Source organism: Undibacterium sp. Di24W, assembly GCF_049340325.1.
Lineage (GTDB): Bacteria > Pseudomonadota > Gammaproteobacteria > Burkholderiales > Burkholderiaceae_D > Undibacterium.
Window position 1 is genome coordinate 128105 of sequence record NZ_JBMPOP010000004.1, and the last position, 26158, is coordinate 154262.

The 26158-nt window shown below is 47.8% G+C and carries 17 protein-coding genes and 1 pseudogene; 8 read left to right on the forward strand and 10 right to left on the reverse strand.

Annotated features, from left to right (window positions below):
* Nucleotides 1-302 precede the first annotated feature (302 nt).
* The gene (locus ACO0KZ_RS09740; protein ID WP_422994975.1) at nt 303-1940 is read left to right on the forward strand and encodes a hypothetical protein; all 1638 of its coding nucleotides are present in this window, start codon (nt 303-305) and stop codon (nt 1938-1940) included.
* A 27-nt stretch (nt 1941-1967) separates the two neighbouring features.
* Here the strand turns inward: ACO0KZ_RS09740 and ACO0KZ_RS09745 are convergent, their stop codons facing one another.
* Complete coding sequence (locus ACO0KZ_RS09745) at nt 1968-2405, reverse strand: DUF2214 family protein (RefSeq protein ID WP_422994976.1); 438 nt, start codon at nt 2403-2405, stop codon at nt 1968-1970.
* A 35-nt stretch (nt 2406-2440) separates the two neighbouring features.
* Nucleotides 2441-2797: a hypothetical protein gene (locus ACO0KZ_RS09750; protein WP_422994977.1), complete on the reverse strand. Its 357-nt coding sequence runs from the start codon at nt 2795-2797 to the stop codon at nt 2441-2443.
* Nucleotides 2798-2959: 162 nt separating this feature from the next.
* Here ACO0KZ_RS09750 and ACO0KZ_RS09755 point away from each other — a divergent pair, with 162 nt between their 5' ends.
* From ACO0KZ_RS09755 to ACO0KZ_RS09765, 3 genes are all read left to right on the forward strand, one after another.
* Nucleotides 2960-3922 (forward strand): NAD(P)-dependent alcohol dehydrogenase, encoded by a 963-nt coding sequence (locus ACO0KZ_RS09755; RefSeq protein WP_422994978.1) that lies wholly within the window; start codon nt 2960-2962, stop codon nt 3920-3922.
* A gap of 297 nt (nt 3923-4219) precedes the next feature.
* Nucleotides 4220-5869, forward strand: a complete 1650-nt coding sequence (locus ACO0KZ_RS09760; protein ID WP_422994979.1) for a VRR-NUC domain-containing protein — start codon at nt 4220-4222, stop codon at nt 5867-5869.
* A complete protein-coding gene (locus ACO0KZ_RS09765; protein WP_422994980.1) occupies nt 5866-8130 on the forward strand; it encodes a helicase C-terminal domain-containing protein in 2265 nt (754 codons plus the stop codon). Before ACO0KZ_RS09760 ends, ACO0KZ_RS09765 begins: the two co-directional genes overlap by 4 nt.
* 24 nt (nt 8131-8154) lie before the next feature.
* Here the strand turns inward: ACO0KZ_RS09765 and ACO0KZ_RS09770 are convergent, their stop codons facing one another.
* The gene (locus ACO0KZ_RS09770) at nt 8155-9552 is read right to left on the reverse strand and encodes a hypothetical protein (RefSeq protein WP_422994981.1); all 1398 of its coding nucleotides are present in this window, start codon (nt 9550-9552) and stop codon (nt 8155-8157) included.
* Nucleotides 9553-10275: 723 nt separating this feature from the next.
* Here ACO0KZ_RS09770 and ACO0KZ_RS09775 point away from each other — a divergent pair.
* The gene (locus tag ACO0KZ_RS09775) at nt 10276-10737 is read left to right on the forward strand and encodes a hypothetical protein (protein ID WP_422994982.1); all 462 of its coding nucleotides are present in this window, start codon (nt 10276-10278) and stop codon (nt 10735-10737) included.
* Between the two features lie 289 nt (nt 10738-11026).
* Here the strand turns inward: ACO0KZ_RS09775 and ACO0KZ_RS09780 are convergent, their stop codons facing one another.
* Nucleotides 11027-12871, reverse strand: coding sequence for a GGDEF domain-containing protein (locus ACO0KZ_RS09780; protein WP_422994983.1), 1845 nt, complete (start codon nt 12869-12871; stop codon nt 11027-11029).
* 700 nt (nt 12872-13571) lie between these two features.
* Between ACO0KZ_RS09780 and ACO0KZ_RS09785 the strand changes: the two are divergent.
* The 3 genes and pseudogenes from ACO0KZ_RS09785 (at nt 13572) to ACO0KZ_RS09795 (ending at nt 18441) form a co-directional block, all read left to right on the forward strand.
* A pseudogene (locus ACO0KZ_RS09785) lies at nt 13572-14983 on the forward strand (sensor histidine kinase).
* Between the two features lie 522 nt (nt 14984-15505).
* Entirely contained in the window at nt 15506-16291 is a 786-nt protein-coding gene (locus ACO0KZ_RS09790) for a TorF family putative porin (protein WP_422994984.1), read from the forward strand.
* Between the two features lie 20 nt (nt 16292-16311).
* The gene (locus ACO0KZ_RS09795; RefSeq protein ID WP_422994985.1) at nt 16312-18441 is read left to right on the forward strand and encodes a methyl-accepting chemotaxis protein; all 2130 of its coding nucleotides are present in this window, start codon (nt 16312-16314) and stop codon (nt 18439-18441) included.
* A 386-nt stretch (nt 18442-18827) separates the two neighbouring features.
* Here the strand turns inward: ACO0KZ_RS09795 and ACO0KZ_RS09800 are convergent, their stop codons facing one another.
* The 6 genes from ACO0KZ_RS09800 to ACO0KZ_RS09825 all read right to left on the reverse strand — a co-directional run bounded on the left by ACO0KZ_RS09800 (nt 18828) and on the right by ACO0KZ_RS09825 (nt 26021).
* Complete coding sequence (locus ACO0KZ_RS09800; protein ID WP_422995292.1) at nt 18828-19352, reverse strand: YeeE/YedE thiosulfate transporter family protein; 525 nt, start codon at nt 19350-19352, stop codon at nt 18828-18830.
* Between the two features lie 295 nt (nt 19353-19647).
* Nucleotides 19648-20475 carry a hypothetical protein gene (locus ACO0KZ_RS09805; protein ID WP_422994986.1) on the reverse strand — a complete coding sequence of 276 codons (828 nt, stop codon included), beginning with the start codon at nt 20473-20475 and terminating at the stop codon, nt 19648-19650.
* A 293-nt stretch (nt 20476-20768) separates the two neighbouring features.
* The gene (iteS, locus tag ACO0KZ_RS09810; RefSeq protein WP_422994987.1) at nt 20769-23105 is read right to left on the reverse strand and encodes a S8 family anti-phage peptidase IteS; all 2337 of its coding nucleotides are present in this window, start codon (nt 23103-23105) and stop codon (nt 20769-20771) included.
* Nucleotides 23065-24228, reverse strand: coding sequence for an anti-phage ATPase IteA (gene iteA, locus ACO0KZ_RS09815; protein WP_422994988.1), 1164 nt, complete (start codon nt 24226-24228; stop codon nt 23065-23067). The genes iteS and iteA overlap by 41 nt, the downstream gene beginning before the upstream one ends.
* 170 nt (nt 24229-24398) lie before the next feature.
* Nucleotides 24399-24614: a hypothetical protein gene (locus ACO0KZ_RS09820; RefSeq protein ID WP_422994989.1), complete on the reverse strand. Its 216-nt coding sequence runs from the start codon at nt 24612-24614 to the stop codon at nt 24399-24401.
* A gap of 384 nt (nt 24615-24998) precedes the next feature.
* A complete protein-coding gene (locus ACO0KZ_RS09825; RefSeq protein WP_422994990.1) occupies nt 24999-26021 on the reverse strand; it encodes a DNA-binding protein in 1023 nt (340 codons plus the stop codon).
* Nucleotides 26022-26158: the final 137 nt, after the last annotated feature.

Here is a 26158-nt window from a genome sequence, read left to right on the forward strand (position 1 = left end):
CTTGACTTACTTACGGTGTAAGTATCATAATCTCGCCTTGGATTTTAGCATATGCCAACCCTAGAAAATCAAAGGAGGACACGCAAAATCAAGTTGCAGCAGACGAAAAGTTGGTTTCGTTAGATTCAATAAAAGAGATCGGCAAAACTATGCTCGCGTCCTAAAATACCGTTTCGAGGAAGCTGAGATTGATCGCTTGTTTGGTTTCGCGTGGTGGAATTACTCAGCTGAAAATGGAACTCTGTGAACCCAATGCGCCCCGTATTTACAGACCTTGATACACAACAAAGGAATACTTCAAGATGAAGAGAACTTACCTACGTTTGATACAGCTGATGCTTTGCAACACAGCTTTGTGGTACGGTCTTAACGCGACGGCGCAGATAGAAATTCACATGCGTTTGTTACCGGATCAGGGCTTGAGTCTGGAGTATCACGTACCGCCGCAGTGCACGCAACTTCGTTTTGATAAAGATGGACCACTAGCTCAACAGATTCGCGCAAGTTGGCGCGCGGAAGACGAATGCGCTAGCATCGAGGGAGACGAGATTAAGCTCAAGCCGCAATGTCATGTCGCCCGTTTTTTTGTGCCAAGTAGTGTCAATAAAGTGACAGGCTACCCCGCCGCCTTTCCGATGGCGAAGGCGCTTTATGTGCACACGAGCAATTACCAGCTTGACTCACGCTGTGGCGAGATGCGTTACTCAATGTTCGCACCACACTTGGCGTACGAGGGAAGAGCGTATCAAAGCAGTAGCCGATTCGCACCAGCTGCTGAGAGTAGCTTTCCAATTCTATTTTCAACACAGGCCTTGACTATTGATGCCGGCACTGGCGTACTGAGTTATGTCGACGAAAATTTATCGCCAGCCTATGTATCACGGATACAAGAAGTCTCCCGCGAAACAATTAAATACCTGCGCACCGCGATGCCGAAAGCACGCTTTATGATGCCAATACTCGCGGCTGCGAATGTGCCGCATGCTGGCGCTGTCGGTTTTGATGGTGATGCAGGAAATGTTTTGCGCCTGGGTCTGTTCAATTGGCCGAGTGAATATACAGCTCAAGAAAAAAAATCTATTAGCGATTTTGTTGGTCATGAGTTTAGCCATCGCTTTCAAAAACGAGACGAAGTCGATATCTATCCTTTGAGTCGCGTGATACATGAAGGCGGTGGAGAGTATCTGCGCTGGCACACAGCAGTGCAGTTGGGTTGGATGAATCAAGAGGAGGCAGCGAAAGATCTCGACGATGCCTTGAATCGTTGCTTGTTGGGCGTAGAAAACAAACCATGGCAGGCTTTGTCTAAAAACTATACCGCACCTCGTCAACTTGATTATCGCTGCGGTTTTGCAGCTTATGTGTTTGGCTTGGCGGCACGAAAAAATTTGAGCGTAGGCATTAGCAATGTTGCGGAGTTTTACGCGAAAATTCAAGATGGAATACGGCCAGACTTTTTTGATGCAATCGAATGTGGTGACAAGCTAGACTGTCACCCAAGGTGGCTGCCCCAATTATTTACGAGTGCCATCCCGATGGCCACAGTGTGGGACGATTTTTTTCAACAAACGGGCTTCGCGCGTCGCGTTCCGCCGAATCAAGTGCAACTGGATATGATGATCAAGAAAGTCTTCTCATCTATGATAAAAGAAGACTGTGGTGAGAGCAGTGTGTTTGAAGCAAGCGACGGTTTGATCATTGATGATTTAAAGGCTTGCAAACAATTGAAGCCTAAGATGAAGGTGATCGGACTCGAAGGGTATGCCATATTTGGCAATACACAGGCCTTACCTGCGTTACTTACGGCCTGTCAGCAACACGGCCTCGCGTCTGTGCAAGTCACGAACCAAGAATCCCTGTACCTGACTTGCAAAACACCGTTTTCGTTGAACAGCTATTTTTACGCGACCGATATCACCAAGCTGTTAAAAGCGCTTTGATGAAATGGATAGACTCTCGTTGAACGCTCAATAGCGCACCATGAAAGAAGCGAGCGCCGCCATCGACACCAGACCAATGAGATCAATCCCTAGTATGAATTTGATCGAACGAGGAATGAATATACGGCTGTTTGGCATGCTTTCGTGGTCGTGAGCGATTCGGCGTAAAGTAAATTTGCTCACGATGATCAAACTGGTGGTCAAGCCTAGGATTCCGATCTTGATCCAAAAGACAGTTTGATGCAGACGGAATAGATTGACGGGATAGTCTTTTAGTAGCATCGCCAGCCCAGTAATAACCATCAGCGTCGCGTTGAGCGCAGAGAGGCGATCCGCCATTAAGTTTTTTTTCAGTAGCTTATGATCGCAATATTGCGCGTTGAGTTGCGCATTCTTATAAGCACTAGCGGCGAATAAGAGGACTAACGAAGTTAAATGCAAGAATTTAATGTAGAAAAAGGGCATGATGCTTGGAGCTTATGATGAGGATCTTATCCTAGTTATGGGTAATGAAATTCACGGTTAATGTTTGGCCAAGTGGTCTGAGCGGCTTGTGAGCGGTATTCCTCCTCACTCAAGTGTCGAAGAGGTACTGCTTGTGCATTGTTGTGCGTATTCGTGGCCTGCTTGTCTATGACGAAATACGATATCTCTCGACTAAGGTGATGTCTATGGCGAATGATGATATGCTTTTCGTCTGATCCGATGCCAATGATATCCGCGTCGATCAGTGTCATGCTTCGCCCTTTGTCGTTGGTGTAAACCAGAAATAATTCCGGCGTGTCTATCCAGCGCAATTGATATGCACCGTCTTGCCATTCGTTTCTAGTGTCACAAGCGCCAAGCAGCACGCTCACTATGAGCATCAAAGTGCAACACAGGCTGGGAGGAATTATACGACCGCACATAATGTATCTACGAAGTGACCTTGGCAGCGTGCAAATGATTTTTACTTACATCGTAAGTTTAACATGTTTGTTGTAAAAAAAGCGATCCATCACAAAAGAGAAAGCGTATCGATGAAAGCAATTCTATGCCGACAATATGGAGCGCCTTCGCTCTTACAGCTCGAAAACGTCGATCGGCCGGAGCCTGCTTCCCAAGAGCTCTTGGTGAGGGTTAATGCGAGTACCGTCAATCGCACCGATTGCGCTATTTTAAGCGCACGACCTTTCATCATGCGTTTTTTTACAGGACTTCTCAAGCCTAAGAAAGCAATTTTAGGGACTGAGTTTTCAGGTGAAGTGCTGGCAGTAGGAGAGGGCGTTAAGGAATTTAAACCTGGTGATCGTGTGTTTGGCTTTAATGACTTAGGCCTAAGTGCCCACGCCGAATACTTGGCAATCAACACGAATCAGGCGATAGCGTTGGTGCCAGGTCAGCTCTCCATGCAGCAGGCTGCTGCTAGTATAGAAGGCGCACATTATGCCTACAATTACATCAATAAACTTAGTATCCAACCAAGGAGCAAGATCCTCATCAATGGTGCGGGCGGGGCGATTGGTTCAGCGTTGTTGCAATTTTGTGTGGAGTTAGGCGCTGAAGTCACTGCAGTCAGCGAAGAGCGGCATCGCAATCTCTTGCTTGAACTTGGAGCGGTATATTTCATCGACTATCGAAAGACAGATTTTAGCCGAGAGCAGACTCAGTATGATTTTGTATTTGACGTGGTGGGAACACATTCGTATCAACGCTGTAAATCTGTATTGAATGCACATGGGATCTACATTTCATCGGAGCTTGGACGCTTCGCACAGAATTTATACCTACCATTGCTGACGCGTTTTTCGAGTGGTCAAAAAGTGGTCTTTCCAATTCCAGGTCCGATTAAGGCGAGTCTACGTTTTATTGTGGAACGCTTGAAGAACAGAAAATTTATTCCAATACTCGATCGTAGTTTTCCATTGGATCAAATTGCTGCTGCCTACGATTACGTCGCCAGTGGCGTGAAGACAGGTAATGTCGTCATCGAAATACCTTAGGTCTGCACGCCGCCCACAAATCCGGAAAGTACCTGACGGTGGCCAGAAATGATATCTTCCCTATTGATTAGTTGTCGTGGTCAATGCAAACTGGGTAAAAATTATACGTATTGTGGAGGGAAATTTCGCTCATTCGATTGCTCAATTTTTCCCTTCTCGTTCTATCTATTTGCACTGCTAGATTTTAATTTTTAAAAGACCTATCCATCTCATTTTTGAAGCAATTTATTTTTTATTAAACAATTAGAAAATATTTATAGAAATTTCAGCGGCAAATTTACACATCGCAATCTCCCCATGAAACCAGTCTTAGAAAATCCGCTGTATTACCTTGAAAATTTTCAGTTGGTACTCGATTGGGTAGGTGAACGATATGACGATTTATTGATCGATGAAGAACGAGAATTGATCACTACCTTTTCAGGAATGCCACAAAATGCTCGTGCTTTGTTTGTCCGTATGGTCATGCGCAAAGGGGAATTTTTCCGATTAAGTAAATTGAGTTATGCGGAGATCGGAGATGGGCAAGCGGCTTTAGCGCCGCTGCTGAATGCAGGATGGATAGATCTAGATCCGGCGCTATCGATTGACCAGCTTTTTGATGTTCTGCAGAAGCCGGAAATCGTATCAGCCTTTGCGCTCACGGCTCCCTACAAGCAATTGAACAAAGCTGAGCAGTTGTTCTACCTGCGCGAGCTGAAGCCCGGGATAAAACGGTACTCAGCTTGGCATCCAAGTTCGCAAGAAGTGCTCATTCATATCAAGAACAAAGCACTATGTGATCGCTTGCGCTTGATCTTCTTTGGTAACGGGCGCCAAGATTGGTCCGAATTCGTATTGTCGGATCTCGGCATTTATCGTTATGAATCCATCGATATCTCCCGCGAGTCGCGCGGCTTTCAAACACGGCGTGATATCGAAGACTATATCGCCTTGCAGCTATGCCGCGAGCTATTTGAACAAGAAGAGCCCATTGATATCGTTTTCGGAGAAGTTTCTGGGCTACATTTCGACAACGATTGGATAGCCCGACGCCGCCACAAGTTCTTATTCCAGCTAGGACTGGAGGCGGAAAAACTCAAAGAATGGGACTTGGCTTTAAGGATCTATGGACAGACGCCTTACCTTGGCGTAAGACTACGTAAAATCCGTGTGCTTGAGAAAATAGGGCAAAGCGCACAAGCCTTGCAGTTGCTCAATGAAGCCTTAGTAGCACCAGAAAGTGAAGCCGAGCTGCAGCAGTTACAACGTAGCGCACCACGTTTGAACCGTAAGCTTGGTCATCAAAAGCCATCGGCACCCAACGTCACAGATGTGGATGTGATAGAACTCCAATTGCCCTATCCAACAGGTTCTTTTAATGTAGAAGGCGTTGTGAGAGATTTTTTACATAGCGAAGATACGCCAGTGTTTTATGTAGAAAACACCCTCATCAATTCCTTGTTTGGCTTGTTGTGTTGGGATGCGATTTTTAAACCGATACCCGGTGCTTTTTTTCATCCTTTTCATCGTGGTCCGGTTGATTTAACGAGTGTCGATTTTCATGCTCGACGACAGGCGGACTTCGCTCGCTGTCTAGCGCAACTCGATACAGATGCGTATATCACAAGCATCCGCCTAACCTTTGAAGTCAAGAATGGTATTCAATCACCCTTTGTATTTTGGGGCGCGCTTGACGAGACCTTGCTTGATCTTGCATTAAATTGCATTCCGCCCGAACACCTGAAACATTGGTTTAATCGCATCTTGTCTGACATCAAAGCCAATAGAAATGGCTTTCCAGACCTCATCCAGTTTTGGCCACAAGAGAAGCGTTACAACATGATCGAAGTCAAAGGCCCAGGTGATCGCCTTCAAGACAATCAGAAGCGCTTGATCGACTACTGCGCTTTACATCAGATGCCAATCTCCGTCTGCTATCTCGAATGGTCTGAGGATAGCCAGTGAGCAAAGATCCGTACATCGTATCCGTGCGGAGTTTGGTTGAATTTGCTGCCAAACAGGGCGATTTGGACTTTCGTTTTACCCCTTCACCTTCAGGTCTAGAAGGTATCGAAGGGCATAATCAAGTCACATCCCGCCGAGAAGTCAGCTATCAACGCGAAGTGCGGCTTGAAGGGCGCTTTGAGGAACTATGGATTAAAGGTCGGGCAGATGGCTACGATCCCGATCTTGTACAGCTAGAGGAAATCAAGACTTATCGTGGCGATTTTCAAGCGATACCTGACAATCATCGCCAGCTTCATTGGGCACAGGCGAAAATCTATGCTTACTTGCTTTGTCAAAAGCTAGCATTACCTGAAATGAAAGTCGCGCTGATTTACTACGACGTCGATAAACAGGCTGAGACTCCGATGGTCGAATCGTACGACACCGTGTTGTTAGCAAGTTTCTATAAACGATTGTGCGAACAGTTTCTCAATTGGGCGAAACAAGAAATAGTTCATCGAGAGCTGCGTGATCTGGTGCTTCGTGAAATGCCCTTTCCGCATACTAGCTTTAGGGTAGGGCAGCGGACTCTGGCCGAGGCGATGTATAAAGCGAGCAATCGCGCCTGCTGTCTACTGGCACAGGCGCCGACCGGCATAGGCAAGACGATTGGGAGCCTTTTCCCTATGCTTAAAGCTAGTGCCGAACATCAGCTCGATAAGATTTTCTTTTTAGCTGCCAAAACATCTGGTCGCCAATTGGCACTTAATGCGATAGAAACCTTGCAGGAAGAATTGCCAAGCACATCACTAAGAACATTGGAGCTTGTTTCCAAAAACAATGCCTGTGAATATCCAGAAAACGCCTGCCACGGCGATTCCTGTCCGTTAGCCAAAGGCTTCTATGATCGTCTACCTGCTGCACGCGCGGCGGCGGCGCAAATAGCCATTCTCGATCAGGTCCAAATGCGAGAAGTCGCATTGGCTCACCAAGTATGTCCGTATTATCTGAGTACAGAAATGGCGAAATGGAGCGACGTCATTATTGGTGACTATAACTACTACTTTGATCTCAATGCGATGTTGTACGGTTTGACTTTGAGTAACGGTTGGAAGGTTGGTCTGTTAGTCGATGAAGCACACAATATGGTGTCGCGCGCTCGTGCTATGTACACGGCTGAATTGAGTCATGCGCGTTTTAAAGAAGTACGTAAACAAGCTCCTGCAATTTTAAAGAAAGCGCTAGACCGACTACATCGACAATGGCTGGCATTAGAGAAATCTGATGACGTCAGTAACAAGCACGAAAATCGATACCTAGTGCACGCCACGCTGCCAGGCAAATTCAGTAAGGTATTGGCATCGCTGTGCGGCGAAATCGGTGCGTATTTTGCGGAGCACCCTTCAACCATCAATCCATCACTACAAGAGTTCTATTTCGATGCATTGCTCTTCATTCGACTAAGTGAGAGTTTTGGCGAGCATTCGATTTTCGATATAAGCACATCAAAGTTCGGATCAGTGCTCTGTATTCGCAACATCGTTCCAGGACCATTTTTGCAACCACGTTTTAAAGCAACTCACACCAGTGCCTTATTCTCGGCGACCTTAAGTCCTTGGAATTATTATAGCGATTTGCTAGGCATGCCCGATAATACCGCCTGGGTCGATGTTGAATCGCCATTCAACGCGGATCAGTTGACGGTACATGTCGTTGAATCTGTATCAACCCGTTACGCTGATCGCCAGCAATCCTTGTCACCGATCGCAGAGTTAATGGCAACACAATTTAAGGAACTGCCTGGTGCTTATCTCGCTTTCTTCAGCAGCTTTGATTATATGGATCAGGTAGCAGGTCTTTTTCAAGAACGTTTTCCGGAAGTTACGGTTTGGACGCAAACGAGACGCATGGATGAACCGGCAAAAAATAGCTTTCTCGCGAACTTTACAGAAAACGGTCAAGGAATAGGCTTTGCTGTTTTGGGCGGGGCGTTTAGTGAAGGGATAGATTTACCTGGTACTCGTTTGATAGGTGCATTTATTGCGACCTTGGGATTGCCACAATTGAATCCTATCAACGAACAGATTAAACAACGCATGCAACATCTATTTGGTGCGGGTTATGACTACACCTATTTGTATCCAGGATTGCAAAAAGTGGTTCAAGCCGCGGGAAGAGTCATTCGCACAACGTCTGATCGCGGCGTGATTTACTTAATTGATGATCGGTTTAAACAATCACAAATTCAAGAATTGCTGCCACGGTGGTGGCAGCATTAGACCTGAACTTAGTATGAAAACCGACTACTTGGGTGCCTGCGCGTTACCGAACATAAAGCTGAAGCCTGTCGCAGTTTTGCTGCCTTTTTGTGCGGTCGTGGCAAAAGAATGACAACCCATGCAGCTATTCCCTTTGGTTTGCATAAAAGTTTCTAGCACAGGATTGATCAGCGTATTGGTGCTGATATCGCCAGGTTTGCCTGGAGACAGTGGTACAGACAGCGGAACTGGAGTCGCGAGGTTGAGTACGGTCTTGGACCACTGTGTATCGATCATCGCGTAATATTGCCACGGTGATTTTGCATAGCCCTCAATGATAATTTTTTGCGCTTGCGTATTGACTTGAGCCGCATTCACATCATCCGGAAATACCTGTACGACCTGGGTTGGATTGGTGCCCTTGGTGTTCACTGGGGTCTTGCTTGCAGGATTATTGAAGCTGTAGTTTTGCTTAGGCGTTGCACCCATTAATGGTGCATTATCTACTTGATAAAAGGTCGCCCACAGTCCGGCATTTTGTTTTCCACCACTGGCGAAAATATGAAATCCAACTAAGCCGATAGTGACCGATTTGCCACCAGAAGCGCCAGGAATATATCCCTTTGCAAGATGAAAACGCCCAGAGCTCGCTTCTGTTGCAGTCAGCACTTTCCACGCCGCTTTTACCTCGATTGACCCCGAAGGCAACACAATATTCGTGGTCTTTGCAAAAGTAGCCTGTGTAGTAGCGTTGTACAAACTGTTTTGAGTGATGTAATCATACTGAGCCTTATTCATGGCCACATCGTAATACACAGGATTTTTCTGCTGGTCATAGAGAATATTGCCGTCCGATTGAGTGATCTCATCGAGTGGAATGGTCGTGTTCGCAGCCAGGCTTTTATTCGCCTTCAGCGTTGCCTGAAGGTTGGCGACCGTAGGAGATACCTTTGCCGTACGGGTCAACATTCGCACACCACCCACAGCGACTTCACTAGCAACTTCTTTTGGAAGCGCTGCATTAACTACACTGTTATTCCAAGGCTGTGGCTTCGCTCCATTAGGCAAAAATACTTGCTCTTCAGTTAAAAAGCTTTCCCAAACGGTTGTTCCTGGTGCGCCGAATAGGGCAGAGGTATCGGGGATGCCACGTTGCCCCGATTTGGCAGGCCAGTTGAGATAGATAAAAGTTTGCCACATCGCGCAATCGGCACCTGGATTGGTGAATTCACCATTGCTCAATTTAGGGATAGGCTTTAATTGAACGCCAATCGGGTTGACACCGCCACAAGGAAAACTCGGTACCACAGATGCCTTAGGTGCAGCAGGTGCGACATTTTGTGCAGTCGCGCTGGTAAGCGACGCACAACTAAAACTCAGGCCAACAATGAATGTTGTGAGCGCATTTCGTTTAGCGTTACGATTGAAATTAGGTAGATGCATAGTTTGTTTCCTCCTAGTCTTACAGTCAATGAATGAGATGGTGGAACGAGGAACAGGATTAAAGCGAACAACATATCCACGCCAAACTTCAAACTGCTTTGCGCTGTAGAAATGTCCGATCCATGTTTCGCCAAAAACTTAACAGCTAGCAGGTCTAAAATCTAAAAAAACAAAATCTGCCAATCCCGTCATTGTTATCTCAGCAAACATCATGCCAGTCAAAAACATCATTTTTATGAGTCAGACATCCACTTAGCGTGTAGTTTTTCGCGTTTTACATGTCAATGAGTGCGGAATTAAGGAAACTTGGTGTAATACAATCGTTGAGGAATGAAATATTCTAAAAGGTAATTAATACCCCTGACCTTGCGCAAAAGCGAAGTGAAAACTGCCCTTTCAATGGCTGACGGCGGTGTGTTTGTTTTGGGAGATCTGGCAGAACAAAAGGGGCGGGCGGTTGTTGCTGCTTTCATTACCACATACTTGGATTAAATCCAAAAGATAAACATACTCGAAACTTGCATGATAAATCTTATATTTAATTGCTTCATTGACATAATATGGGAACTTGGTAAAATGGAAAGAAATTAGCGTGATGCTTTTCGAGGAAAATTTAGTACTGTATGAGAATACAAAACAACTCTGGAAAGTGAATGTACAAGAGGCCTTTACGCCCGTCACCATGGCCCCCTATATCTAGTTATGCTCTTAATGGAGAAATAAATGCAAAACTCATTTGGTGAAATATTTCGTAAGGGTTTCATTCTTGGTTTAGGAATGTTAATTCCCTTGGTGGTGGTTCTTTTCATTTCAAACGTAGTGAACTACAAAATTTCTAACTTTTTCTATAGCGATGAGGCCTACAGCAATCCTTATAAATCAAAAGAAGAGGATCATATAAAGAGTATCCAAGTGCAAAGTTTCCACGATACCAGAGAGGGCGACTTTGTCATGGTAATAGGAAAAATCAAAAATTCTGGAAAGGAAAAGGTTAGCTCAATTAAGTTAGAAGCGGAATTTTTTAACGAAAAAGGTGAGTTCGTCTATGAAGAGTCGGAATTCATTAGTAAAAGTCTTGCACCAAATGAAGAAGAAAATTTTGTGATTAAGTGTGGTTGCACCAAGCGTAAGTTTCCAGAATATTCAAAGGTAACAGTTAAAGTTGTTGGTGCAAACGCGTATTAGCATAACAAGTTGCGCACCCGCCACTCAGGTACTTCGTGCCTGTGCTGGACAGTTTTTAAGTCACAGTTTTGTGGTTTTCCTGCGTGAAAGTATTTCACAAAACCACAATTAAGAACAGCCGCTTAGCTCGGCGATAAGCCGCGCTACACCAATACAATGGAAGAGAGAATGAGTATCGAGAATTCGTACGCGTCAGGTTCGCTTGTGAACCCTTGCGTTTCCTGAGACGGTTTAAGTCTACCTGCTGCCGTCATCCGCAAACCTTGTTACGGCCGGTACGCTTTGCCTCTTAGAGTTTCTGATCACAATTTGCAAGCAGTGTTGCAACACCATTTCTTGAGCACTGCGCAACGCCAAAGCTTGCGGTCACTTTCAGTCCAGATGCGACACGTTCCCAATCGTAGTTTTGAATGGACATTCGAGCTCTCTCGCAGACGTTAATCGCGCTTCTCAGTTCTGTATCTGGCAAACATATCAAAATTTCTTCCCCGCCATAGCGCGCTACCATATCAAGTCCTCGAACCACATTTTGAAGAATTTCCCCTAAGGCTTTCAGAGTTGCGTCGCCCACTTGGTGTGAGAATTGATCATTGACAAGTTTGAAATGATCAACATCGACCAAGGCAATTGACATTGCGGTGTTCTGGCGTATGGCGCGCGCATATTCGCGAGCGAGAAATTCATCCATATAGCGTCGGTTATATAGACCTGTCAACGCGTCTTCTCGATTCTGACGTTCAAGCTCGGCCGACGCCAAGCGCAGTGATGCAAGTAATTCTTCCTGACGTAAGTTTGCTTTTTCCAAGGTTTGGTTCATATCGGCCAAGACCCGTTTTTGTTGCTCAATTTCAGTGACCCGTTCATAGACTTTCTGTTCCAACGCTATCTTATGCTCTTCCAGATGCTCGATCATATTGATATTGTTGATCGCCGAACTGACTTGGCGACACATTGCCTGCATGAGCTTATAGTGATGGTGAGTGAGTGCGAATTCGACATCATCGGATATGTAAATAATGCCAAGTATCTCGTGGTTATACATGATCGGTAAGCAGATAAGTGAGCCGACGGTCAGCTGAATTGGGTCGAGGATATGTTGAAATGAAGATTGAGAGTTAGGGAGCGAAGTCAGGTGCAAGGAAAGTTGGTGCTCCACGGAGTACTGGATTAGTTTCTGCGCGTCTATTCCCGGTGCGCATTGTAGAGCTCCGGTTCGATAGCCCCACTTGCATTCGAGCTTCCCGTTGTTACAGTTTCGCACGCAGAAATAGAACTCCGTTGGTTTGAATAATTGCATGCACTGGTTATAAACCACACGGATTAGATGATCGAGCTGTATAGAAGAGGAAATAGCCTTTGCAACGCGATTTATGGTGATCACTTGTTTGACGCGGCGCTTCAAAACAACTGTCACTTCATTTAGAAATTTGGCGATAAGGATGACGGCGATGACCATTATTAGGAACAGACCGAAAACAGCCATACTCATACCGTTGTAGATCATGGCGGTGAGTAGCCCCACCAAAGCAACCGGAACCTCAATTCCATGAGAATACCAATCCAGAGCCCATTTACGCGGGACGGACATTACAACGGCTCGTATGCGCAAAAAAAATCCGTTCAAACATTGCATGAGAACCACAAGTACGATAAATGCGCGTACTGCGTTCCAGTCGAGCACCATCAAAGGCACTGCACCACCGCTCAATCGATAAGCGGTACCAGAACAGTAGATAATCAGCGTGAACATGGCACTGTTGTGCAATGCATGCACTAAAGCTTTCCGCATATCATACTGCCGGTGTTGGGCCAACAACGGATAGGTGAATGAAGCAAGACCGTTGATAAGCGCCGCATCGGCTGGTCCTAGAATGAGCACAAGTCCCACTTGTGTAATACGATCCAGCGAAATATGTACAAAGCGTGGTGTGGAAAAACCAAGCAGTATTATGAAGACAGCCAACACATACGAACAGATCGCAAACGGTAATATTGAGACATTATGAAATTCGAACTCTTTGGCAAGCCAGGCACGATACAAAAGCGTTGCCGCAAACGAGAATAGAGCGCAGGCATAGACTGCAAAAAGTAAATCCGCATGGCGCTGACGCCATTGACGAAGGTGTTCGTACATTATCTTCAATCAGAAGTTACTAGTACACTAGCAGAAAATAAAATATCAACTGAACGAATGAAGTCAAAAAAAAGAGGCAACGAATTCATTATCTTTATGTTTTAACCTGATATTTAACTATTTTAGACTTCAATTGCGTTGAGATACATAGCAGCGTCCGAGACTATCTGAGCTAATACATATCAACAAATACAACAACCATTTCTTCAAAGATTTTCTTCTGGAGCCTGTAAGAAATTCTGTGTAAAAGCAACGGAACAAATAAGTGATCATATTGTTGAATACGGTCACCATACTCAACATTCGCCCAAGGGTCATCAACGGTAAATATTTTAAATGTACCTTCAAGGCTTTGTTCGACGCAAAATTTCGCAGAAAAATTCCAACACTATTGCATCCGTGCCGTACTTTGCTTGAGAAAAATTAACGATCGAACGTAATTTTGGGGTACATCATGATAAATCGAGAAAAGATCAAACGTCACCTATACAGCATTAAAGGTCAATTTATTCTCATCGCTTTCTTAGCATCTTTGCTTCTCGTATTAAATGTTCTCTATGATAACAATAGGACGCTTAACGCCGCACTTTTAGAAAACGTCAAAACAAGTATTAGCCAAACTTCTCAGCTACTTAATCTAACAACCTCTACACAAGCAAGCAAGCAAGATCTTGCGACAGTGAAGATTTACTTTTCGGAGATGATAGATGCTAACGCAAAGAATGGTCTTACCTATGTCGTTGTTGGCGATTCGAAAAATCAAGTCTTAATCTCAACTCGTAAAGACAACGAGAAGTTGCCGATTCCAAATACTGTTAAAGACCTTGATAAGGCAGCAAAAAGTGGTGTGATTCACGTAAGAAACCGATTGCTATTACCTGGTGCAGAAATTGGCTTCTTACAGTATGGCTTTTCCACCGAGAACATTATTGAAGCTACAGAAGATCAGCATCGCAATTCACTGCTCCGTATTTTGTTTGTCATTGGTCTAACTTTTTACGCGATCATTCAAATTGGTAGCCGGACTACCAAACGGTTCCAGACGATGCTAAAGGCAAGCGACTCCATCGTCAAAGGAGATCTCAGCCAACGAGTCGAGATTGGAGGGTTCGACGAACTCACGAAGATTGCACAACAATTTAATAGTGTAGTCGACTCTCTGGAAGTCAAAATCGCCGAAACAACCGAGCTAAATCGTTCTCTAGAGGTACGCGTAGATAAAAGGACATCGCAATTAGAGAGTTCAAACAAACAACTAGCAAATAGTCTTACTCAGTTGAAAGAAGCTCAACGCCAGCTTATCCATGCTGAGAAACTAGCAGGTCTTGGTTCTTTGGTTGCCGGTATCGCACATGAGCTCAACACACCGATAGGAAACGCTTATATGGTTTCAACTACAGTGCTTGAAAAAGTAACTGAGTTTGACAGCGAGTTCGAGTTAGGCACAATGAAGCGATCATCTTTACTACGCTTTAAATCAGAGATGTCGGAGGCGGCTGACTTATTAATTAGAAACTTAGTAAGGGCGACTGAACTAATTACGAGTTTCAAGACCGTCGCAGTCGACCAGTCAAGTGAAAATCAGCGCCGATTTAACCTGATGAAAACAATAGAGGAATTGGCCGTAACTCTCAGGGTTCAATTGCGAAAAAGTCGGATTGATTTCTCTCTCAACATCCCTCCAGAAATTGAACTAGACAGCTACCCAGGTCCACTCACTCAGGTAATCGCAAATTTATTCAACAACGCTATTATTCACGGGTTTGAAAATCGTAAAGAAGGAGAAATAAAGATTGTGGCAAATCTATCCGAGGAAATTCAAGACCATATTGAGATCCACTTCCTCGACAACGGCAACGGGATTGAGCCAAGGATCGTCGATAAGGTTTTTGATCCTTTTTTACGACGAAGCTAGGTCAAGGTGGGTCTGGACTCGGGCTACACATTTGTTACAACATTGTACATGGCATTTTAGAAGGGCAAATACAAGTTCACTCCCTCGTCGGTGTAGGCACGCGGTTCACACTGATTCTGCCGTTAAAAGTATCCGCACTTCTGGCTGAGGATGAGAAATTGTCGTACGTACATGGCAGTCCACCTCAAGCAGATTAATTCTCGGCAAAGCAACATGTGCCATTCCTTTTTTGTACCGCTAAATTATTAAGAAATGAATTGGACTTGCAATGCGATGTAATTTTTTGGTCACAATCACCTGTTACCGTTATGTGTTGCTAAAGTTCAACAGATAAGGTATTTAAAAAATATTTTGAATGGTTAAAGAATCATAATGACTCATGATATTGAAAACCGAAAATTCGAAAGTTCTTCATTATTTCTGGTACAGATTGAGCGAGACTTCTTGCCAATTTAGTTCTTCAATCGCACGACAATAATTTTGCGCTGCTATGCGTACTGGAAGATACAAGGAAAGTTAAAAAAAACAATTTTGCTTGTAGTGCAGCAATTTGAAAAGATCGTAAATAACTAAATTGGCTGCAATGAATTATGTTTTTCGCGTGCCCAGAATCAATTGATAATGGGGGAAGTGTGAAATACTTGAGGTGAGGGAATAAAGTTTCCTATCCTTCGTCAGATTATCTACCTGCTCCATAACGCAGTCGGAGGTATCGAAATATGAAGCATGCATTTTGCATAGGGATAGCAGGCGCATTTGCCTTAGCTGCCGCCGCGCCAGCAGTGGCTCAGACCTCCGCCGAACCGGCTCTTACAGCGTCGCCGCTTACCTCAAACGTGACGCTGACGTCACAGTATATCTCTCGCGGCTTCCGCCAAACCTGGGGTAAACCTGCGCTTCAGGGCGGCTTCGATTATGTGGGTGCCAACGGCTTTTCTGCCGGAACTTGGCTGTCCAATGTCAGCAACCGCTTTGTCGAAAACGCTACGCTGGAATGGGATATTTTCGGCGCATATGGTGGTGCTGTCGGCGATGTAGGCTACAGCGCGGGTTTCTATTACTACAAATATCCGGGCGCCGAAATCCGCGCCACCCGCACCACCTACGATTACGGTGAGTTGGCGTTTGGACTGAGCTACAAATTCGTCTACGCCAAATACAACTACACGTTTACCAAGGAATTTTTCGGCATCGAGAATGCGCGTGGCACCGGCTATTTAGACCTGGGTGCCAATGTCGAACTGGGGGACGGCTACACGCTCAATCTTCATTTCGGCCATGGTCGCGTGGCCAACAACAGTATGTGGAGCTGGCGCGATTACAAGGCCGGCGTCACCAAGGTGCTGGCGCCAGGATGGGCAGTGTCTGCGGCTTACACCAGGGCGCATGGCAAGACCAACGCCTATGACAACTACACGCTGGGCATACCCAATTCCGCTGGAGTGATCGAGAGATCGAATCCGGCTGACGCCACGCTGGTATTGGCGCTGACCCGAACCTTCTGACTTTTCTTAACAGGCTTCACATGAGCATAGCATTCACAACCGCGTCCGCACCGCGTTCGCGATTCGTCTTTTCCCTCTCATTAAACGGCAAGATCTGCGCGGCAGCCACTGCGCTGGTGGTGCTAAGTCTCGCCGTGACGGCCACTGTGATCGGCGTCCGCAGCAGCGCTAGCGCCGAGGCGGCCGCAATGAACCTAGCCCGAACGTCTGCTCGCGAGGTGGCAGTATCGCTGCAGGCGCGTATCGCCAGCAACCTGTCGGCGGTGGTCAACCTGGCAGGCGCGATGCGTGGCACGCGGGTTGCCAACCAGGCGCTCAGTCGCGACCAGATCAATGAGATGGTCAAGGCCACGTTGCTAGGATCGGAAGACCTGATAGGTACCGCCGTCACCTGGGAACCGAATGCGCTAGATAACAAGGATGCCGAATTTGCCGGTAAGCTGCCGTTGTACGACGCGACTGGCCGCTACATGCCTTATTGGACTCGCGCCACTGGCGGTGGCACCCACGTCGAACCTATCGTGTTCGACAGCGCGCCTGGTGCCAACGACTGGTATGACATTCCCAAAAGCAGCGGCAAGGTGTTCTTCACCGAACCTTACATCTATCCGGTGGACGGTAAGCCTACGCTGATGGCGTCGCTGGTGGCGCCGATCATGATCGAAGGCAAATTTCAAGGCACTGCCAGCGCCGATTTCATGCTGACGCGCCTGACCAAGATACTCAACGAGTTGGAGGTGAACGACGGCGCCAGGCTGAGTCTAATTTCTAATGGTGGCTTGTATGCAAGTACGCCCGTGGCTGAAAAGCTAGGTAAGAAAGCCGACGACGTGCCGGCCGCCGGCCTCGATCGCGTGCGCCAGGGACAGGCCTATGAATACGAAGATGCCGATGGTCTGGTGCATCTGTTGCAGCCGCTGTTCATCCACGGCGAGACAGGGTTATGGTCTGTGCAGCTGACTTTCCCGAAAAGCGTTGCGCTGGCGCCCGCGCGCGAACTATTGCTGTACACGCTGATCGTGTCGCTAGTGTGCGCGATGGCAACGGCTCTGGTGCTGATCACCGTGGTGTTCCGTTTGACCGCGCCGTTGCGCAAGTTGGGCGAACGCATGACGGCGCTGTCTAGTGGTGATGCAGATCTGAGTGTCAAGCTTGAGGTGAGTGGCAACGATGAACTTGCAGTGATTGGCAACGGCTTCAATCAATTTGTCGGCAATATCCACGATGTTCTGGTGCAAGTAAGCGCAAGTGCGGAGAACGTGGCGCGTGGCAGTGCCGAAATATCTCACGGGAATACCGACCTGTCCGAGCGTACTGAGCAGCAGGCCAGTGCGCTGGAAGAAACCGCCGCTTCGGTCGAGGAACTGACCAGCACCGTTAAGGAGAATGCGGAGAATGCGCGCCAAGCAAACCAGCTGGCGGGATCGGCGTCAGATGTAGCGCAGCGCAGTGGCGCGGTAGTGTCGCAGGTAGTGGCGACGATGGCGTCGATCAACGATTCGTCGAAAAAAATCGTCGACATCATCAGTGTCATCGACGGGATTGCTTTCCAGACCAATATCCTGGCGCTGAACGCTGCGGTGGAAGCGGCGCGCGCCGGCGAGCAAGGGCGTGGATTTGCAGTGGTGGCGTCGGAAGTTCGCAATTTGGCTCAGCGCAGCGCAGTGGCTGCCAAGGAGATCAAGGCGTTGATCGACGAGTCTGTTAGCAAGGTGGCAACCGGCAGCCGGCTGGTGGATGAGGCGGGCAGCACGATGGATGAAGTGGTGGCCAGCGTGCGCCGCGTGACAGCGATCATGAGCGAGATCACTGTCGCCACGGCAGAGCAGAGCGAAGGAATCTCGCAAGTCAACCAAGCCATTGTGCAAATGGACAGCGTGACGCAGCAGAATGCGGCTTTGGTGGAGGAAGCAGCGGCTGCGGCGGAGAGTCTGCAGGAGCAGGCGTCCCATCTAGCGGCGGCGGTTAGTGTGTTCAAGCTCGATCGTGGTTCGGCGCCGGCGGCACATAAGGCAGCGCCTGAGCGCAAGGCTTCGGCGGCTCCACCACGCTTGGCCGCGCCAGCCGAGAGCGTGTCCGCAACAAAACCTGTTGCAAATGCCAAGCCGAAATCGTCGACCAAGGCGGATCCCGGGTGGGAAGAATTTTAACTATCTGCCGCTAGTTGTGAGCTTAAGTAACGCCTTCAATGCCTCGCCACACGGCGTTGTTCAATAAGTCGATTTTTGTTCCTTCATTTTTTTATTTCTTATTGCGATAGATTTCAATTCGAGAACAAATTCACTCTGCATATTTTTGCATTAACTTGTTAGCTGACGTTTGAGTACAAATTGCGGAGGGGTCTTGTCTCTCATTTTACATAATATAAATTATGCGAAAATCTATTGATTATATTCTTGTAGTAAATCCTCACTAATACAGGCTGTTTCCTAAGTCAGAAACCAACATCGTCATGAGCAAGATCACTCAATTAAGAATAATGAGATTTGAGTAATTAGTTAAAACGCGATGTTTCTTCAATTTCTTCTTCGCTCATTCACGGCGCTCTTAAAGTTCCGGATGTAGCGTCGTTGCGATTTTCTGGTGTGTTTGAAAATTTTTCATTATCAAGCAATCTGTCTGCCACGCCAGCGCCCATCCACATGCCGATCAACGCTATCCACGCGGTTAAAGCAAAAATGGCGCCGCCGGTGATTCCTGCGCCGACTGCGCAACCACCTGCGAGCATCGCACCAAAACCCATCAAGATTGCACCGACAATATAGCGGCTCATGCTATATCCATCTTTAAATCCTTCTAGTTTTAGGTCTTTGCCATACCAAGCGCCGATAAACGACCCTACGAAAACGGCCGGCAGCATGCCAAAATCGAAGTTAAAGGCTGTATTGGGTGCCGACAAAATACGCATTAGCCATTCGGCTGATGGGCCACTAAACGTGATTCCTTGTAGCGGAATAATTTCAAAGGAATTGATCGACGCGGCATAGGTGAACCACCAAGCTAAGGTGAGGGTCGGCCAGGATTCGTAAAAAATCCGCAGAAAGTATAGTAAGTATTTGATTTAATGTAAGAATTAAGAATTTTTTACGCCTTTAAACCGCACAATGACTTTTGCTGATAGGTAAAAGTTTTTTGACATAAATTTAAGCCAAAGAGCCTTCATCCCCTCCTCAATCGCCTTGTCTATGAGCTCCTGTTCAGTGAACTCAAGCTTTAACGTAGATAGACCGTTTCATGGACGCTACTCATCTCGATCACATAGCAAATTGGCTATTTATGCCCATCCCCTCGAAATGGTAAAAGTTTTTTTGCTTACACTTTAAACACTAATTACCTGTGCTGCTAAACTCGTGCTTTTACGCATCAAGTCGGTACTGGGCCACTAATTCTCTAGCAATTTTTAACTCTGCTTCGTAATTTTCACTGGATGTTCGGTTGTAATTTTTCACGACTTCTTGGTGTACGTTTGCACTTATCTCAAATTCGATTGCTCCAAAACGTCCAGCAATATCCTCAATCGGAGCGATACCCCAAGCGTCTTCTCCCATCCCATTTGGATGTACAACAATGCTATGAAAGTAGCCGTCTGCCGACCGTTTAGTGCCTTCATACAATGGAGCAAATCGCTTGCCCATAATGGCTACTGGCTGCAAACCAATTAATTCGCATATTGCCTCGGCGTAGGCAACACAGCGGCCAAAAGTGTATCTGGCAGCATCATAGGCAGGAATACGTGACTGTGGTTTCGATGGAATTGCATTAAGGTAAAGTGGGTGTGAATTGATAACCTCAACAGCCTTACTGATTTTGTCTTCATTTGGCAAACTTCTCAAAGGCAAAGTGGCAAGCATTGCTTCAGTATAAAAACGCGTGCGAACACCGCCGAATCCGAGTCCTTTCTTCTTGGCTAACCTAATGATCGTGCTTTGATTAAATTCGGCAATCGTCTTAACACCCCGCACATCAAAAATACCATCCCGGTTATCAGCCACATACACCCGTAATGGCTTCATCTCATTCTCGGAAATATCTTCTGTTGGATCGGTAACCCACCAGTCAACGTGAAGTAGCCATCCTGTCAATCTTGCCAGCGCGATGGCAAAGTTGATGCAGTCATCAGCCTCCCACTCATCAATAAGGGGTGTCGAAAAATTCTCTCGTTGTTTGTTTTTTGCTTGTCCCATTTCAAACCTGATTCCTTCCTAAATAAGCTGATCAACTTTTTTTCATTGTATGTAATTTTTTCTAACGCCATTGGCATAGTTTAATTCCAAACACGTAGGTTGGAGCTCGACTATATCCTTTAATCTTGAGGAAAATTCTTGAGCAAGTTCTTCACTATTGGGCCAAAATAAGTAAAATTCGTACCCGAACAACTCGTACTGGGTTAAATTTGCCCATCTCTCAAAAAATGTAAAATTACCCAAATACTTGTCAGCGCTGGATTCGCCTTCACAGTGGCAAGTTGGAGCAAGGCCTACGCCGGCACTGGTACGACGATCCGCGCCGCGATATCCTGGTTCAACCAGTTTGTCGCGGCCAGTAGCCGACGGCCTTCTTGGTAGACGTTTGGATTGCCATCGAGCGAGCGGAGGGTGACGACGATGACCACGCGCAACGGCTGCGCCAGCGGCGGCTCGAATGCTCGACGCAGCAGTGTCGCCTGCAACGCCCATACATTGCCCGTCGCACCTTTGGGGAAGCTGCGCCGGTAGGTCTTCACGGGCGACCATTTTCCGCCGTGTTCCACCTGTGCTTCCTCAAAACCGGTAGTGCCAAGTTCGCCTTCGATTGGAACGCAACCTTGGAATGCGAGGTTACCTTTGGCATTGGTTGATAATCGCCCGAAGCCCACATCGACATTGAAGCGTACATATTCCGCACCCTTCGTCGGATCCACTGGCGGCGCATAGACGGCAGTGATGAGTATCTCAGCTTTGAGCTTTCCCTCATGGATCAGCGATGGAGGAATCGGAAATGGCGCTTTCCGCCATTTCATTGAATCAACAATATCAAGTTCGAACAGCATCGTAAAACTCGAATCCGAATCGTAAAGGACGGCGGTCGGATCGCCAGGCATTCCGGCGCCGTAATAGCGACGTTCAAGAGCCGTGCGATCGGGGGCGCCAAGTTGCGCGCAGTGGATCATGAGTGCTTTCACCATGACGGGCGACGCCGTTAGCGGATTCGCGCGGCCAGGCGCGGAGAGCGAATGCCAGGTGCGTGCCGCCAAGCCCGCAGCGATTGGTGATGCATAGCTGGTGCCACAACCGTTACTGACCGTGCCGGCGCAAGTGAGTACGTTGACGCCGATACCTGCAGTTTGAAGGAGTGTATCAGCGTTGCCGCCCACATGCACGAGATCGGGTTTCGGCGTGAAGACGGGGCCAGGGCCGCGTCGGGAGTATGGTGCCGGCTCGGCGATGCGCACCAGGCTTGCCGCACTCTCCAGATGGGTGATCGCTCCCACTGTCAACGCCCGCACCGAGTCGGCCGGTATGGAAATCCGGTCTGCCATCGCAACAGACTGCGCCGGCCAGCCGCGTCGCGGCACATCCTTGTAATTACCGGCAGCAACCACGAATAGTACCCCATGTACGTCCGACAAGGCATCGAGCTCCCGTCCAAACTCGGAAAATTCATCGTCGCCAATCTCTGCTCCGCCAAGCGAGAGGTTCCAGACCTTCACCTCTGGATGCTTCGCGATCGCCTCTCGCAGTCTGATGATAAGGTCTCCCTGTTGCGCGCCGTATGGTCCAGATTCAAGCGCGCAAACATCGTGAATTCGGCAGGCGGCCGCCATCGGAAAGTACGGGTGCTGCCCGTTGAGACCACGGCTGTCGACAACGAGCGAAGCGACAGCGGTTCCATGCACGAAATTGGTATCGGGTGGCAGGATATACGTGTCGCGGCTCGCGATCCACGGTTGCAAGTGGGCGCTGGTTGGGTCGACGCCAGAGTCGAAAACGGCAACGACTGGCAGGCCAGACATGGGTGGTGCTCCAGCGAATGTTGGCATTGGGGTGGCGGGCATAACAGCGGCTGCAGGGAGGATGCGCGGTTCGGGCCTAGCTTGGCGTATCCCCTGAAAGTGCAGGATGGCTGAGAACGCGGCGACACTCATTGCTTCGTTCATCGTCAGCAGAAATAAAGGTGGCCCGGTACGCTGCGGAAGCCGCACGACCGCTATTTCGTGCTCGCGAAAGAGCTGCTCGAAGCGCTCCACCACCAGACTGGTCGTCGCGGCCGAGTCGTGGGAAAAAAGACGTACCATCAGACGCACTGCGAGCAGACGAAACGTCGCCAGCACTTGGTCCAGAGGCTTGTTGCGCGCGTACTTCGGCAAACGACGGTTGATGTCCCAAGCCTCGAAACGATCAACGGCCGACAGATTGGCACGGATTGCCTTGGTCGTGCGCGCCTTGATCACATGCTCCAGTTGGTCGAGGCTGACCGGATTGACCGCAACAAGCATTTCATTAATCTCGCCGTGACCTGCCTGCGGCATGTTCGCTTCGGCGATCAGGGTGAGCGGGCGATGTGATTTGGCAACGGCCATGTCGCGCATACGCATCACCATCACACCCGGCACGTCCGGATGTGAGCGCGCCTCGGCAGCAATCAGAGCGGCGGCATCGACCATGGATCGCGCGAGCGCCTGCCGTAGTTCGGCGGTGACCGGGACCAGTTCTTTGCCGCCGCCACCAGCAGGCGGATCCATACCGACCAGATCACGCCGTTCGTAGGAGACGTGCGCGATCGGGTTAGCAGTCTTAGGCGCCCCTCTTTCGGGTTGGTTTGCTTGCGTTGCCATGCTCCCCCTGAATAAAGTGATTTATTTGTCTTGTTGATACATTATATAAACGGGCAAGTTCTCGTAGGGAAAATATTTTTGCGTCCCATTGACGCAACCAGGCAATTTCGTCGCTCAGGCTCGCAGGAGAATGTCCCTGGATCAGCGCGAGTGACAAGGACAGGCGGCGAAAGAGCTCCCCGTCGTCAATTAATGCTCGGCCGTCGAGAACGGCGTGACGCTTTGCATCCAGCCCAACTTGTTCGATCAAGGCGCCAGAGGCGCCTGTAGACTTCACGGTCAAAGTATTCCAGTCGAGCGTGTCGGGCGCGTAGTCGCCCAACATTCCCTTCCACATCTCCAGTCGTAATGTCGCGTCGGGCAGTGGCAACGGCAACTGGAAGGGAAAGCGCCGCCACACAGCAGGATCTAGCAACTTCTCGTGGTTCGAAGCCGCCAGCAGAACGGTATTGTCGGATAGTGCGTCGATATTTTGCAGCAACGCGATGACCACTCGCTGCAACTCTCCGATGTCGCGCTCGTTGCCACGTGCGGAAGCAAGCGCGTCGAATTCATCAAGAAAGAGCACGCATGGTCGTTGCTCGACATAGTCGAAGATGCGACGGAGATTCTTGCTCGTCTGACCAAGTAGACTACTGACCAGAGTGTCGCAGCGAGCGGTCAATAGCGGTAAACCTAGTTCACTGGCGATCCAGCGCGCCGACTGAGTTTTGCCAGTGCCTGGTGCGCCATAAAGAAGCATGCGAAGCGGCGTGGCAGCGCGCGCACTGTGCAAGCGATCGTAGTGCTTGACGCATTGGAGAAATTCATCAACCCGTTTGGCAGTGCCGCCCGGTAGACAGAGGTGTACGCTGCCTTTTTTCGGTGTGCTGATGTCGAGCGTGTCCAGCCGGCTCTCGCTATCGATCGGCAGGCCACCGATCAACCCGGTCGCATCCAGGGCATACGCCACCGCCGTCGGGGCGCGGGCCAAGCGTTCGCGGATGCGTACGGCGATTTCACGTTCTCCATCCTGTTCCAGTTTGTCGGCCAATAGGCCAGCGTAATTGGTGGACATCGTTGCATTTGATCGCAGCGCGCCGTCCAGAATCTTCAGTACTTCAGATAGGTGTGGGAAAGACATTTGAGACTAAATTTTCTTTGATTGAATCGTTAAATTCGATCATCGTAACGGAAATTGCTTGTTTTGTACCGCATTATTTACAAATCGTTTCAGTATTATCTTAACAGTCGGTATCTTCATACAATCGAAAATTCGCCCGCTTAAATGCAGTCGTTTTGATGCATTCAAAATTATTTGCGTCGCAATGGCATTCTAGCGGTATGTTCTTCGAACGGCCCAGCCTCTTCAATATAGCCTTGCATGGTACCATCGTTGCGAACCACCTCGCCGCTTGATGTCTTTAAAATCAGCGTCAGCACGATAGGCGCTGGCGGCCAAGCCACGGCGCAGACTATGGATGTATGGTAACTAGGTGTCATGCCGAGATACAGGTAAAAAACGTCCATAACACCAAAAGTAATACGCCACCACCGCTTAATAGTTAATTTTATATATGACCATTGGGAATGTGCCGAGATAAGGCCAGAAATGACACATAAGCCATTTAGTAATATGTAGCGACATTTATATGATTGTATTTATGTAAAAAAATTGTTCCACTTTGTGAGCACTGCCTACATTGGCGATTTGTGACCATCCATTTGATCATGTGAAATTCCTGAATATTCACAATATGAATAGGTCTTTTTACCTACTTGCTACGAGCCAGTAACAGTTGAAGGGGCAAACAATCCACCTATCTTTGCGATGATGTTGATGTGACCTTTATTGTTGCTAACACCAAAAACAACAGCAAAATATTCCCAAATTTATTCCCAATTGATCTAGGATCATATTTTTTCAGTGCCTTTACTAAGATGCTCGTCTAGTCTTGCGAACATTTTCTGTTGAGTTTCGACTACCGATGTTGACTTCGCGAGCTCTAATTGCAGTGTTTGAATCTGTCCGTGTAGACCAAGATTCGTGTCAGAGACTTCATTTAGTTGACGTTTCAACTCTGCTATGGCGGTATTTTTTAACTCAGAATCAGACTCCAGCAGAGGAATGCGACCAGTTGTGACCCTGAGTGACTCAATCTCACTGATATGTTGGCGTTCAGTACTTTGCAGATCGTAGATCGACTTTTGCGCTTGAGAAAGCTCAGTTATTAACCTGGCGCCATCCTGATTGAGTCCTGTAATTTCGTTTTGCTTGTGCACTAGGCTTTGCTGCAAGTGGCGAATTTCTCCTTGTAGCTGTTGTACTTGGTGTTCGTGGCGCCGAATATCTTGGTCGCGCTGTTCCTTTACTGACTCACGATAATGTTCTAAAGCTTCCCGCGCATGGATGTGCTTGGCCTCCAAAGATTGTCGGTGTGCATCGTTTTCAACCAGGCGTTCTTTCAGATCGGCCACCTGTTGCTCTAACGTATGCCGGGTAATCGTTTCACGTTGCAAGGATTCTGCTGTTCTGGCGTGCGCCGCCACTTCGCTTTGAGTTCTGGCTTCGGCCGCACTTAGTTTATCGCTTAGCACCTCATTGGCGGCGTTTAATGCGGCAATTGATGCATTAAGTTGCCGTTCCTTCTCTGTGCTTTGTGTTTGCACCTCACCAATCCGCGCATTGGCTTCTTCTTCCAGCTGGACAGCCAAGCGCGCCACCAGATCATGCAAGGCCTCACTGATAGATGTCTTTCGATCGGCAATCCCGCCATCTTCCATCTCTAATTCTTTGAGATATTTGTGAATGGTCGACTTGGAGCCGGTATTCCCAAGGGCGACACGAACTGCGTCGACAGAAGGATGTCGCCCCTGTGCCATTACGGCGTCGCGTGCCTTTTTCACTTCCGATTTGTATAAGCCAGTTCGCGCCATATGGTCACTCCATCAAATATCGTAATACATTACATACCATGTAATTACATACTAATTTTTGAATTAATTCAAGTAAATTTTCCTTGAAATTGGTAGCGGATAATATAGAGTTATCCTGCGTGACGTGTTAAAAATGG

Coding starts and splice junctions, on each gene's coding strand:
- ACO0KZ_RS09755 (WP_422994978.1), top strand. CDS start 2,960: ATGAAAGCAATTCTATGCCGACAATATGGAGCGCCTTCGCTCTTACAG.
- ACO0KZ_RS09805 (WP_422994986.1), bottom strand. CDS start 20,475: ATGGGACAAGCAAAAAACAAACAACGAGAGAATTTTTCGACACCCCTT.
- ACO0KZ_RS09745 (WP_422994976.1), bottom strand. CDS start 2,405: ATGCCCTTTTTCTACATTAAATTCTTGCATTTAACTTCGTTAGTCCTC.
- ACO0KZ_RS09775 (WP_422994982.1), top strand. CDS start 10,276: ATGCAAAACTCATTTGGTGAAATATTTCGTAAGGGTTTCATTCTTGGT.
- ACO0KZ_RS09820 (WP_422994989.1), bottom strand. CDS start 24,614: ATGGACGTTTTTTACCTGTATCTCGGCATGACACCTAGTTACCATACA.
- ACO0KZ_RS09770 (WP_422994981.1), bottom strand. CDS start 9,552: ATGCATCTACCTAATTTCAATCGTAACGCTAAACGAAATGCGCTCACA.
- iteS (WP_422994987.1), bottom strand. CDS start 23,105: ATGGCAACGCAAGCAAACCAACCCGAAAGAGGGGCGCCTAAGACTGCT.
- iteA (WP_422994988.1), bottom strand. CDS start 24,228: ATGTCTTTCCCACACCTATCTGAAGTACTGAAGATTCTGGACGGCGCG.
- ACO0KZ_RS09760 (WP_422994979.1), top strand. CDS start 4,220: ATGAAACCAGTCTTAGAAAATCCGCTGTATTACCTTGAAAATTTTCAG.
- ACO0KZ_RS09790 (WP_422994984.1), top strand. CDS start 15,506: ATGAAGCATGCATTTTGCATAGGGATAGCAGGCGCATTTGCCTTAGCT.
- ACO0KZ_RS09825 (WP_422994990.1), bottom strand. CDS start 26,021: ATGGCGCGAACTGGCTTATACAAATCGGAAGTGAAAAAGGCACGCGAC.
- ACO0KZ_RS09795 (WP_422994985.1), top strand. CDS start 16,312: ATGAGCATAGCATTCACAACCGCGTCCGCACCGCGTTCGCGATTCGTC.
- ACO0KZ_RS09740 (WP_422994975.1), top strand. CDS start 303: ATGAAGAGAACTTACCTACGTTTGATACAGCTGATGCTTTGCAACACA.
- ACO0KZ_RS09780 (WP_422994983.1), bottom strand. CDS start 12,871: ATGTACGAACACCTTCGTCAATGGCGTCAGCGCCATGCGGATTTACTT.